This window comes from Murdochiella vaginalis (assembly GCF_902381775.1).
GTDB classification, from domain to species: Bacteria; Bacillota; Clostridia; order Tissierellales; family Peptoniphilaceae; genus Murdochiella; species Murdochiella vaginalis.
Genome location: NZ_LR698969.1, coordinates 565728 through 579189, shown reverse-complemented (window position 1 = coordinate 579189; position 13462 = coordinate 565728). Strand labels below are relative to the sequence as shown.

General features: G+C 42.9%; 9 protein-coding genes. All 9 read right to left on the bottom strand.

The window, feature by feature from the left end; genetic code table 11:
- Positions 1 to 395: 395 nt before the first annotated feature.
- Entirely contained in the window at positions 396 to 1070 is a 675-nt protein-coding gene (locus tag FXY30_RS02500) for a DNA alkylation repair protein (RefSeq protein ID WP_071705159.1), read from the bottom strand.
- 5 nt (positions 1071 to 1075) lie between these two features.
- Positions 1076 to 2143 (bottom strand): Fic family protein, encoded by a 1068-nt coding sequence (locus tag FXY30_RS02495; protein ID WP_071705158.1) that lies wholly within the window; start codon positions 2141 to 2143, stop codon positions 1076 to 1078.
- A 78-nt stretch (positions 2144 to 2221) separates the two neighbouring features.
- Complete coding sequence (locus FXY30_RS02490) at positions 2222 to 3733, bottom strand: YcxB family protein (protein WP_071705157.1); 1512 nt, start codon at positions 3731 to 3733, stop codon at positions 2222 to 2224.
- A gap of 133 nt (positions 3734 to 3866) precedes the next feature.
- The gene (locus tag FXY30_RS02485) at positions 3867 to 4745 is read right to left on the bottom strand and encodes an InlB B-repeat-containing protein (RefSeq protein ID WP_071705156.1); all 879 of its coding nucleotides are present in this window, start codon (positions 4743 to 4745) and stop codon (positions 3867 to 3869) included.
- Positions 4746 to 4808: 63 nt separating this feature from the next.
- Positions 4809 to 7535: a hypothetical protein gene (locus FXY30_RS02480; RefSeq protein ID WP_071705155.1), complete on the bottom strand. Its 2727-nt coding sequence runs from the start codon at positions 7533 to 7535 to the stop codon at positions 4809 to 4811.
- A 201-nt stretch (positions 7536 to 7736) separates the two neighbouring features.
- Complete coding sequence (locus FXY30_RS02475; protein WP_071706069.1) at positions 7737 to 8273, bottom strand: LOG family protein; 537 nt, start codon at positions 8271 to 8273, stop codon at positions 7737 to 7739.
- A 372-nt stretch (positions 8274 to 8645) separates the two neighbouring features.
- Complete coding sequence (locus tag FXY30_RS02470) at positions 8646 to 8924, bottom strand: type II toxin-antitoxin system RelB/DinJ family antitoxin (RefSeq protein ID WP_071705154.1); 279 nt, start codon at positions 8922 to 8924, stop codon at positions 8646 to 8648.
- 1444 nt (positions 8925 to 10368) lie between these two features.
- A complete protein-coding gene (locus FXY30_RS02465) occupies positions 10369 to 11415 on the bottom strand; it encodes a Fic family protein (RefSeq protein ID WP_071705152.1) in 1047 nt (348 codons plus the stop codon).
- Positions 11416 to 11724: 309 nt separating this feature from the next.
- Positions 11725 to 13461 (bottom strand): ABC transporter ATP-binding protein, encoded by a 1737-nt coding sequence (locus FXY30_RS02460; protein ID WP_071705151.1) that lies wholly within the window; start codon positions 13459 to 13461, stop codon positions 11725 to 11727.
- Between the last annotated feature and the right edge of the window lies 1 nt (position 13462).

Sequence of the window (13462 nt, the reverse complement as noted above, 5' to 3'; positions counted from 1 at the left end):
GCTTTAGACAGGGTGCCGTCATCCCTGATAAATGTTAATTTCTAACTTCCATCAGGGTGCGCGACCCTGACAAACGGTGAATTTCAGCTCCAGACAGGGTGCCGTCATCCCTGATAAATGTTAAATTCTGACTTCCATCAGGGTGTGTGCCCCTGACAAACGATGAATTTTTGCTTCAGACAGGGTCCGCCGACCCTGACAAACGATGAATTTTCACTCCAGACAGGGTCTAGCGTCCCTGACAAACGTCAAATTCCATCTCCAGACAGGTGCGCTGACCCTGATAAACGATAAATTCTAACTCCTGCCAGGGTTCACCGACTCTAGCAAAGGGTGAAAGGGTAAGCCGCCGCTGATAGCCATCTGACTGACCAGCTTCATTAAACAGAACTTTGTTATCGTTTCAACGTCTTCAAATACTCTTTCTGTTTCGGGGTAATGCGCCTGCTTTCCCGAGCTTTCTGTATTGTCTTATTGTGCGTCCATGTGTCAAGGCGACGATCTTCCAAATATTCTATGGTCGCATCCCATTGCTTTGCCAAAGCGGTGGCAAAGAACCACGCAATCATCATGCGAACATAGTACTCTTCAAGATGAACCGAAGCGGGTATTTCCAGATAGGCAGGCTTAAAATCTTCGTCCAGAAAGTGAGACAGCAACATCTCAAGTCCAAAACGGCAAGTATATGTCTTTTCCGATGCGGACCACTCTTTGATTTTTTCCAAAAGCGCTGTTTTATGCTGCTTGAAAATTTTAGGAGACAGGATATCGCAAACCGCCCAATTGTCTACGTATGGCAAAAATGCATCAACCGCTTCAACACAGGCATCATAGTCCGTCATTTCCGAAAGGAGGAGGCTGTGGAGAATATTTTCGTCATAGTATGTATGCGGCAAATCGCTCAAAAATATCGAGGCTTCCGGTTCCTGGGCAAGCCTTTTTGCAAGCTTTCTGGCCTCTGGAACTCGGACTCCTATAAACCGCTCTCTTGGAATATTCGGCGTCAATTTCGCCTGAAAAGCAGCATAGGCAACATCCTGCAAGGCAAATAATTCTTCTATGATATGCACTTCGTCTATTCTCCGTTACTATCCGCACGAACATAAAATGTGCTTCTGCCCGAACCTTTTCGGATGATACGTCCTTCCTCGGTTAGCTTTTTCAATGCTGCCAGCGCAGAAGACCTTCCTACACTTGGACAGTGCGCTACAATATCTGCTCCTCTAAACTTTCCGATTTTTTCCTCGGTATATTTTTTGACAATGTCGTATGCCGTACTGCCGTTTCCTCTTTCAGCCATTAATCCGACACGCTCTTCAAATTCTGTATAACATGCCAAAATTACCTGCAGCATATATCGGATAAATGGCGTCGGATCATTCCGCTCTTCATGCCATCCGGCATCGGATTTTTCAAGCGTATCGTAATAACGATCCTTTGTTTTCTCTATCTGCTGTTCAATGCTTATGTATTTTCCCACACGATATCCATTCTTGTACAAGAGAAGCAAGGTAAGCAGCCTACTCATTCTGCCATTGCCATCATTAAACGGATGGATGCAGAGGAAGTCACAGATAAAAGTCGGAATTAGTAATAATGAATCTATTTTTTCATTTGCAACGGCCTGTTCATAGGCATTGCATAGATTCTCCACCGCATCCGGTGTGTCATAAGGCGCAATCGGCGTAAACCTTGTGACCACCGTTCCATCCGGCTTTGTCTCATTGATATAGTTCTGAACGTTCTTAAACTGACCGCCGTATGAGAATCCTGCCCTTTTCAGAAGATCCCTATGAAGCTCAAGGATGTACGACGGACGAATCGGAATGTACGCATTACTCTCATGAATGGTATTCAGCACATCTCTATAACCCATGATTTCATCTTCCGCTCGGTTCCTAGGAGTAGTTTTCTCCTCAAAAAGCTGTTTCATACGAGTGCTTGTTGTAACAATTCCTTCAATTTTATTTGATGCTTCTGTACTCCGTATCTTTGCGATTTCAACCAAACGATCCAACTCCACAGGCTTTTGACGGATAAATAAATCCTGTCTTCCTTTGCGCTCGTGAATCTTTGCAACGAGATTTAGAATATCGGTATCCCAGGCCTTGTCATAGAGCCTGCTGTAATCAAACGATCTCATTCGCACTCCTTTCGTCCAGAAAATCTCTTTTCATCCAATTATACTTTATTTTGGACGAAAATTGCTCTGTTGGACAAATCATAGCTCTCCCGTAAGCTTCTGATACTCTTCGCTTCCCGTGTCGGACCAGTTCGTCTTTCCGCTCTCTGCAAGGGCCCCGGTGCGGTATTCATAGGCATAGGTGTTCTGCATCTGCGCATCAGTGGGAGACCAGCTTCCCTCTGCCGTTTTGGAAGCCTTCCATAGGACATAGAGACCACAGCTTCCATTCTGCGAATCCCGGTCATACTGCAAATACGTAATGGCTGCATCGCTTTCCTGCAGAATAAAGTACGCGTTTCCTTTGGCCGTATAGTTCTCCCGGAAGGTAGAGCCTTTTGCTGCAAAGTACGCATCAAAGATCTTCAACGCTCCGTTGCGGATCTTCTCCGCTTCGGAATCCGCGTTTGTGGAATGCTGTGCGTCCGAATTATTATCGCTTGCCGGATTTTCCGAAGTTCCCCCATCCGCCGGTTCTGCCGCATCTGCCTCAGTCTCTTTGCGATTGTCACTGCGCAGTCGTTGATACCATGCAGATTCACTAAGGTTCGGATCCGTGTCTTTTGCATCGGTCATGGGGCGAAGAAAGCGCAAGAAAAATGGCCCTTCGGGCTCATAGAGATAATATTCAAAAGACGAATACGAATCATCCACGTGCTCGGTGTAGGTTCCATTCGCATTTTGTTTCACCGGATAGCGGAAAAGCAGAAATAGAAAGTCCCAAAATCCAAGGGCCAGAATAGCAAAGCTACAAAGCAGAACGCTAAGAACGCGAAGTGCGATTCTCCCGCCTTTCTTCCGTACAGAAGGAATCGAATACCGATTCCAGGAAATACCGGTCAGAACGGTCGTGATCATCCAGACAACCGGCATCGCCGCGCAGAGTGCAAAGGCCCAGGTCTGCAGCAGCCATTGATTCGGAAGACGTCCCGCAGTCATTCCGAAAAATGCCGTTAGAATTCCGCTGAGTACAGAAAACCGGCAAAGGATCGGTGCAATTTTATTTTTATCCTGTTGCTTCCTCTGGCGCAAAAGCAGTGTGTCGCGCTCTCCATGATCGCGCGGAACCGGAAGCGCATGATTCTTTTCCAGTAGCAAATATATATACTCTGCACCTTCCACAATTCGGTAGAGATCCGAATATTTCTGCACGGTTGTCGTATTTCCGGAGTCCAGCTTAAAAGAATCCGTATAGAAGGCATACGCCCATGCCTTGTCACGCTCTATATGGGCGCTTAGGAATTGGGTGCGGAGCTGGTGTCTCCAGACAAGAGGAATCGCAACAAGAAATAGAAGGGCAACACCATAGCTGATCCATCCGAAAAGCCGTAGTTTTTCCGCCAGCATAAAGGCCGTTCCCACAACGGTTAGGATGGCAAATAGGGACGCCGCCAATTGCCGGACCTTCTGGCGGTACAATTCCTCGTTCATCCTGCGATAGTTTTCCCATGTCTGTATATAGGATGCACAATAGAGTGGATTTTCTCCATCCGGGGAAATTCGATCCTTAGGAATCCGGTCCTGTTTTTCTTTCGTCAATGACTCCGACATTTTGCCTTCCTCTGTTCGCATGTATGCAGCGATAGAAACAATTCGAATCGCTTGTTAAGAACAATTGTATCCTAATGGAAAAAACCGCCGGCAGGACTGCCCTACCGACGGCTCTTGTTCGTCAAAACCTTATTTAACGCTCTTCTCTTCTTTTTTTCAACAGAGCGATCGCACCGCCTGCTGCCAAAATACCGGAAGCACAGAGGGAAAGTGCGCTCATATCTCCCGTTTTCGGTGCCCTTGTACCCGGCTTGGCCGGCTTATTCGGCTCGTTCGGCGTAACCATGCCCGGTGTACCCGGCGTGTTCGGGTTATCTGACGGTGTCACCGACGGATTGGGTTCCCATTGAGCAATAAAGGTATGGTCTTCATTTGCTGTATACAAATCGCCGGGGTGATACTCGGAGCCTTTCCAGTATTGGAAGGTATAACCGTCTTTTGTTGGCGCCTCCAAAATTTTAACAGTAACGCCCTTAGTCTCTACCTGTTTCCGAACACTTGTATTGCCGCCCCAGTTTCCTCCATTCGGATCATAAGTAAGGGTAATCGTACTGCCTTTCCCGTCCGTATTATGGCTTTTTTTAGCCTTCCAGATAGCTATCGCCACGGTGTCTTTGGTGACAGTGATTTCGGTACCAGCGGCTACCTCTTTCCCGTCAATTTCCCAAGTCTTGAACTCTTGGTTATTAGGGGCAGTAAAGCCATTAGGTAACACCGTGTATTTACTGCCCTTATCCACAGTTGCACCCGTCATGGTTCCGCTGCCACCGTTGGCGTCGTAGGTAATGTTTACTTGGATTTTCTTCCAAACAGCTTTTACGACCGTGTTGTCTTTAACAGTAATCTTGGCGCCTGGCGCTACTTCCTGACCGTCGACCTCCCAAGCCTTGAATTCTTGGGTGTCATCCGGAGCGGTGAAAGCGTTCGGCAACACTGTGTACTCACTGCCCTTGTCTAGGGTCGTACCATCCATAGTTCCTTTGCCGCCGTTAGCGTCGTAGGTCACTTTCACCTGGATTTTCTTCCAAAGGGCGGTGACAGTGGTGTTATCGCTGACGGTGATTTCGTCACCGACCTAGTATTCCTTCTCACCTATCTTCCAGCCTTTCAACTCCTTATTCTCAGGAGCCTTGAACGTGCTAGGAGGCAGTTTGAAAGTACTACCTTTCTTGACGGTTTCCTTGTTCATAGAGCCGGAGCCTTCACCTGGTTCAAAGTTGATATCAACCATGATGTCTTTCCAGATGGCTTTCACCACGGTATCTTTGGTGACAGTAATCTCGGTGCCAGCTGCAACTTTTTGGCCGTCAATTTCCCAAGTATCGAACACCTGGGTGTCATCGGGCGGGGTAAAGGTATCCTTTGCAGGAAGTTTATAAGTTTCTCCTGTTTTCTTTGTATCTTTTATCTCAGTACCTTTTCCACCATTTGGTACAACTGTAACCTTGTAGGTTTTTGTTGCTGTGGCTGTGAATACATTGTTCTCAGCAGTAGCTTTGAAATTTGTTCCTTTATCCTTGTCATTCCATGTTACATCTACATAGGTAGCATCTGATACTGTTGCTCCTACATCTTCAAAGCATGTTTTTTCAGTTTTTGAGACTTTTTCTTTAGATAAATCAGTTCCCGGTTTAACTTTATAGGTTTTGGCAGTAACAGGAGTTTCCTTATTACCTGTTTTATCACCTGCTTTTACACCTTCACCTAACTTCAATTCAACATCTATGGCATCGTCAGGTAGGTTTTCCTTATCCGATGGGCTAACAAGGTCGCGGACGTATAGCATTTGTTTTTCTACTATGATTTCAGAACCATCATCAAAAGTTACTTTTATCTTGCCTGTGAAATCACCTTCAGCTGTGGTTCCTCTGGAATTTTCATCAGCAAAAGTTGTTTTTGCTTCGTCTAAGAACTCTTTTATTTTTGCTTTGTTCTCATCTGTTGCAGAATCTTTTGCCTTGACGCCTTCCTTCCAGTCAACTTCATCTTTAACCCATTTTTTCATAACAACCGGGTCGAGACCGCCCAGGGCTTTAACTTTGTCAGCTTTTGTTTCTTTTACAGTTAAAGTTCCTGGATCTGATGTAAGTGGATTTTTATCGTCATCCGCTATTCCGCCCTTATCGGTTACTGTAGCCGTTACAACTGTTTCGCCTTTTACCTTGTTCTTAGGAAGAGTTATAACTCCATTTACTACCGTTCCTTCACCAGCAATAGACCAAGTTCCATCATCAGCTTTTGTCGCTGTAGTTGTTTGATCCTTACCGTCTTTATCTTTATAAGAAACAGCAATAATCTGAGCATCTGTATCTTTTTCATTTGGAGTGATTGTGATGCTTTTCTTGTCTTCACTTAAGGCAACAGTAGGTGCGTCCGGCTTGATATTCTTCAGCAGATCTTTGGCTGGGATTGTTATTATTGGTTCAGCTCCTTCATTTACCTTTAATGAACCATCTGCATTTGTTTCCGGAACAAATTTATAACCATTGTTCGGATCCCAAGTACCTGCTACATCATTACCACTAAATATCTTGACATTGCCGCTGTCATCAATTTGTATAACTGCCGGTACTCCATTCCAGTCTCCGGTTCCGTTTGGTAATTTAGATATGCCATTTACTGTATATGCTTTTCTTATAGCAGCATCAATTGCTTTTTTATCTTCAGATGTTAATTTTCTAGGGTCTCTAACTTCTGTTTTTTCTACTGTTACCGGTCCAACAGTAGTTTTAGAACAAGATTTGAATTTATGGGGTTCTTTTACTGTAACACCAACTTTTTGATCAAGTTTTAAGTCAGGGTTTGGAATTGTATATGAAAATTCTCCTGTTGTGCCATCTACAGTTGCACTTACCGGCTTAGATGTGTCTTTGTCAACTGAACACTTACCTTTATCACAATAGCTATCTTTGACCGCATCGCTAAGTTTAAGGATTATTTGTACTTTTATGCCGTCAAATGGTCCCTCTCCTGACAGTTGTCCCTTAATTACATTATCTACAATTGTAATACTGCCAAGAGTAGCTCCTCTAGAATATTCTTCAACTTGTTTTATTTTTAAGTTTGGAGCTTCAACTTTACCTGATCTTGAATTATCAGTATAGGTTACTTCATAATAAGCATGGCCAGTACCATCAATAGAAAACTTAACTGATTTAATATCGCCGGCTATTGCAGTGTTTGCATTGTTAAACATTTCAACAGCTTCTGCTTGTTCGTCTCCATTAACTTGGTTGGATGAAGTTTGTTCAATCCAGATTTCACCAGACGGCATTTGCAAGTCATCTATATGCTGATTCTTTAAAGATTTTTTAGCTTCCTTAACGACACCTTCAGAAGTCTCGCCACCATACTCTTGCTTTACAGTAACTTTATCGCCCTCTGCAAGTTCACTAGCTAAAGTAACTTCCCATTTAGAGTTGCTGTTAGTGTATGGAATAGTAACCGTTTTTTCTTCGGTTCCACCTGCTTGACGACTCACGGTCACGTGAATAATCACGTTTAGCTGTTTTGATTTCCGTTGCCCAGATCCCAAAGTTGTTCCAGAAACGGTTTTATCTCCAGCAAATACATCATTAACAGTCGGCTTTGTGGCAGCGCGCACGGGTTGCCCAACAATCTCCGGTCCGATCTCTAGGTCGTCGAGATCGTCGGCATGCAGCATCGGTGTGGCCAGCGTAAGGGCCAGGATGCAGGATAAGAAAACAATGGATATCTTCTTTATCCATCCGGTTGACTGGTGTTCCTTACCGATCGCCTTGTCGTGGATCTTGCGATCGGATTTTCCTTTGTAGTTCGACATACCAACCTCCTCATATAGAAATATGCTTATTAATCATCCGAATCTGACTTCTATAGTATAGCATGAATTGCTTGATTTTAGCCACTTTTCTTCTATTGAATGGTCGGTGTACCGTAGAGATACAATGGATGGGAGACCAAACGATCGTCAAGAGTCTGCCGCCCTCGAAACGGAAGTTACAGAATCCGTTCCAGCGGAAGTTTATGCCCGTTTCAAAATTCGTTCAATCTCATCCAGATTCTCGGCAAAATAGACTCCCTCCTGTCGCTCTTTGGAGGACAGGCCCTTTTCAATCATATGATGCAGCAAGGCTTTCAAATCATCGTAGTAGCCGTTCAGATTATAGAAAATGCAAGGGGCATCCAGTTGTTTCAAAGACACTTTCGACATCACCTCTGCAATCTCCTCCAAAGTTCCTGTTCCACCGGGAAAGGCAATAAAGGCTTCGCCCAACGCAATCATTTTGTTTTTGCGTTCCGACATATCTTTGGTCACGATGAGCTTGGTTAGTCCGTCATGCTGCAATTCGTTTTCGATAAAAAACTGCGGCTCAACTCCGGTTACCTCACCTCCGGCCCTCAAAACGCTGTCTGCAAGGAGGCCCATTAGTCCCGATTGGGAGCCACCATAGATCAGTGCATGTCCACTCTTTCCAATCCATGCTCCCAATTCCTCCACTGCTTTTCGTAAACATGGATCATTTCCCTCGTTTGAACCAAGATATACGGTAATATTCATGAAAATTTCTCCTAAAAATTGCGAGATGCTATTTTGTTCTGAAAGAGTAAGTATTTTCCCTTTGCCCTCTCTTTTCCCTTCGCCGAAAGCCACCAACTTTCGAAGGGCTCCTTCGATGGAGCTGACACTAAGCGAGGGGCAAAGTTCTCTTAATATCCTGCTTGGTAAAACTGCCTACTAGTAAAGATCCTTGTTCTTTGCGATTTTTGCCTCCAGCGATATGGAGATGCCAGCTTCGTGCCGATGTTTGAGGTCTCTTCATACAAATATAGAGTAGCACAATACGCAGGATAGGAGCTCGTGGACATAATAAAAAGCCACCCCGCAAGGAGTGACTTCAGAGATCGAAGAGATCGGCGTGAGAGGACGACTTTAAGCATTGAGCACCTCGTTTCGTGCATCCAAAAAAGAATCGTAGCGCTTGTAGTTTTCAGGATTCGCTTTCATATCGTAGTACTCTTCAAGCGCCGCAACGGTTTCATCGTTCGGTACATCGCGCTTAATGGCGAACGGAATTGCCTGCTCCCTGACAGATTGTCTTAGAAAAATGGTTACTGCCGTTGTGAGATCCATTCCGAGGTCTTTAAATAACGCTTGAGACTCTTTCTTAAGAACCGGATCAAGGTTAATATTTGTACTTACTTTCGCCATGAATCAATCACCTGCCTTTCATGAATATCATAATCGTGAAAAGGCACAAAATCAATAGATATATGCGTAATAGGCATATAACACGCCGTTTTATATGCCTCTGGATGGGCGGGGAAAATCTCACACGCCTTTCCACCATTGATGACCGAAGAAAACTGATATATAAGATTCTAAACTTTATGAATTCCGTTCCGATTCTTCACAAAACGATTCCGGAATTCCGCAAAGCGGAGCCAACAAAGTATCGTCTACTTCAAGTAGCAGATTTTGTATGTTCCATGGAACTTCTCAAGATTAAGAAACAGGAACAACGTCTTAGCGAGTCTGAAAAAAAGTTCTTCTATAAACCGCAAGAGCTTAAAAAAACATTTTTCAAATCTGTGGATCGTAAGAATATCCACAACAATCTTGATGCCGAGCCCTGACGGATTCTTCGATCAAGTAAAGTGAAGTCCGCAGTTATACTACCGACAAGGCAAGGCCCAAATCAATCATCACGACTTCCCGGGATACGACAAGGACGAGGACGGAAGCCTCCTCATCATTCCCGAAGAAGCCGAGGTCAAAAGGTACATCAGAAAAACCTTGCTGCCATTGAAAATTTTGTTAAGAATCAGGATGTTGAAGAACTGGAATTTGAAAACAAGCTCGTCCGCCAGTTTATTGAGGAGATTATAGAAACGGATGAGGGCTGGAATTTCACTTTACGACCGGGGCGGATGTGATAGTGAAAGATTGAAACTGAATAGACTTCTTCATTATTTTGTTAAATCAGCTTAAATTCTTCCCTGTAGTCTAGGATTGGCATCAGGCTATCATTAAACTTATCCTTGTTTTTCTCGAAATAGCTCTTAGCGGCTGCACATAAATGTCGACAGTAAATAATTAAATTAAATTCAATTGTTTCTTTACAGTCCACGGCATTTAGGGAACCGAGAGTGTGTGTGGTTCCTATATCCATTTCTGCAGAAATACACAGTTCAGATTTTGTTTAAAGCTCCCATCATTTCCCTCTAAATCAGCTGTTGCCGAGTATCCGCCGACATGAAGAACTTGATTTCGTAATTTATACATAAGTTCTGCTGAAAGAAAATCTATACTGGCAATGCGTCTTGAGCTAAAGCCTGCGTTTCGACAATTTTCCTTACTGGATTCTGACAAAATCAATCTCCCACTATTACAGGCTCAGAGTCATTCCATAAGAAATATCTATCCCACAACCTCAACCAAAAAATACATATATCCCACTAACTCCATCGACAAAAACATCTAAGGCACAAACTCAAAGGAGCGGTTTTCTAACCAGTCCACTCAACAAGTTCCAATCCCTTTATGAAAAGCTCTCGGTCGTTGATCTTATTCGTCAATGCACAAGCAAGACACTTCTTTTTGCAGGCCCTTTACCGTATGATTTCATGCTTTTCTTCCCGCAGGCTAGGGAATGCTATTTTGTTCTAAAATAGCAGGTGTTTTTCCCTTTGCCCTCTCTTTTCAGTTCGCCGGAAGAGACCAACTTTCGAAGGGCTCCTTCGATGGAGCTGACACTGAGCGATGGGCAAAGTTCCCTAATATCTTGCTTGGTAAAACCGCCTATTTTGCTTCGAGTTGCAAGCCTTACCGTATCAAGGGCAGAACGCTTTGTTTCTACGAGTGCAAAACGGTCTTCAAAATCCCGATAGGCTGAAAGAATAGTTCCAAGCAGATATTTAATAAATGGAACAGGATCGTCCGTTCCATCATGCCATCCAATCTGTGATTCATAGAGCGCGTCATAGTAAAGATCCTTGTTCTTTGCGATTTTTGCCTCAAGTGATATATATTTTCCTACATAAAACCCATTTCTGTACAGAAGCAGTGTTGTCAGCAATCTGCTCATGCGTCCGTTCCCGTCATTAAACGGGTGAATGCAAAGAAAATCATGAATGAAGATGGGAATTGCAATCAGCGGTTCAAGCTCCATGTTCCCAATCACACGATTATACTCTTCACAAAGCCGATCAAGCGCATCCGGCGTTTCATAAGGCGCAAGCGGAGTAAACAGCGTTTCCGTATGTCCGTCAGGATAAGACGCGGTGATATAGTTCTGCACTGTTTTCGTTCTGCCGGCTACGGGGTTATTCACATAACTGTATAAAACCTTGTGAAGCTGAAGAATGTAATTTTGCGTGATCGGAATCGCATCAAATCTTTCATGAATAATGCCAAGTACATCCCGATAGCCCGCAATTTCCTGCTCATCACGGTTCTTAGGTGTTGTCTTTTCCAAAGCAAGCTGCCTAATGCGTGTACTTGTTGTGACAATTCCTTCAATGGCATTCGATGCCTCGGTACTTTGTATTTTTGCAATATTCACCAGCTTTTCGAGTTCTTCCGGTCGCCTTCTCAAATACATCTCCTGTTTACCGGCTTCCTTATATATAGCTGCAATGAGTTCCAGCATCTCTGAATCCCACTTGTGTTCTCTTATCAAAGAGTAGTTGAACTCTCTCATTCCCTTACCTCCTGGCCTATTCCCTTAAATATTAGCTCAAAATAAGGGAATAGCCAAGAATAAACTGTGACTTTATTATGCAATGAACTATCATTTTTCGGGATATTATGTGTTTTTGCCCTCACAAGACATCAATACCACCGTCTCAACGATCAATGTGCAACTTGTTATTGCAATTTACGTAATTTAAAAATTACGATATAAAAGCGACTAAGTTTTTTATTCTTAGTCGCTTCAAAAATTGTCTATATGCGCTTTACAAAGCTATTTAATTCTTAAATATTGGTTGCTTTGAAGCATTTTGTTTTTTTACAATCTCCAGCTTGCAGCTCGCTCTCTTGCCTTGATAAATGCCGAATAAATCCCTTCTCTATTTATCAGATCGTTATGTTTGCCTTCTTGAACCAATTTACCGTCATCAATCACTAGTATCTGATCGGCTTTTTTCACAGTTGAAAGTCTGTGAGCTATCGAAACTACCGTGTGTCCTTTGGACAATTCCTCAATCGCGGCCAAAATCTCATATTCATTTTCAGGATCAACGGAGCTGGTCGCTTCATCCAAAAGAATAATCGGTGCATTTTTAAGTAATGCTCTAGCAATAGAAATTCGTTGTTTTTCACCACCGGAAAGAGAACTGCCACCCTCACCTACCATGGTGTTATAGCCATCAGGAAGTTCCATAATAAAATTATGGCAACGAGCCTTTTTAGCGGCTTCTACTACTTCTTCATGACTTGCCTTAGGATTTGCAAAGCGAATATTATTCTCTATAGTATCTTGAAAAAGATAAACATTTTGGAAAACAAGTGAAAGATTTTTCAGTAAACTTTCTACTTTATAATCTCGTATATCCCTATTTCCTAATCTTATTTCACCACTGCCAACATCATAAAAACGAGAGATCAAATTGATTATTGTTGTTTTCCCGGAGCCTGACGGTCCTACGATAGCTGTCTTTGACCCTTGTGGAATAGTAAATGAAAGGTCTTTTAAGACAGGATTGCCTTTGTCATAACTAAAGCTCACCTTATCAAAGACGATATCCTGATTTTCCATAACTTCTAAAGTGCCGTCACTTATTTCAGGAATATCTAAAACCTCATCCAAATATTGCATATTGGCAGGATTTTTAACCATGAGGACGGCTGCATTTTCAAGTTGTTTTAAACCGCCGAAAATCATAAAGCCGGCAGCCGAAACGGTAAGTGCATGTGGTAATAAAACTTCCCCTTTCGTATAAAGATAACAAGAAAATAATGTAACAAGAAGACTCGAAAGATTAATAACAGTAGAAAAAATTCTCGTACAAATAACAAAGACGATTTCAAAATGTACTTGAGAAAGTCTGAGCTCCTCAGAAGCATTATTCAATTTAGAATGAATTTCTTCAACAACACCTTCCTCTGTAAACGGAAAACTGCGAAGCACAGGAATCCCGCTAATGCTGTCAACTAACGCATCACCGAGCTTTGTAATCGCTGCATGTTCACGTGCAATCTCTTTTTTTGCCAGACTAATCATAAGAGACACGCATAGCCAAATAAGAATTAAACAAATTAAAGTTAAAAATCCAATTTTAGTATTTACACCGAACATCCCAACCAACAGGAAAAAGGATATTGAAATGCCTGAAACAGCAAAGTCGATACTCATTGCAGAGTAATTTTCAAGACTCTTCATAACATTGGTAAATGCCGCCATAATTCTTGATAGGCTTTGTTCTGCAAAATATCCCATAGGCGCCTTTTTAAGTTTTTCGCCAACTTCCAGTCTGTAGTCCTTGAAAATGCCAAAGAAAACACCGTCACTAAGACCGCTTTTCGCCCAGCCTGTCAAAAAATTAAAAAGAAAGGAAGCAAAGAGCACTCCAAAAATCGTCCAAATATGGTCTCCGGTAGTTTCATTCATCCAACCGAATGCAAGAAAGAGAGCGAAAAATGCAAACAGCATGGAAGCATTTTGTAGAAAAATAAGAAACATTCCCGCCTTAAGACGATTTTTATACTGTCCTGCCAGTTTGAATGATAATTTTATAAACTCCATG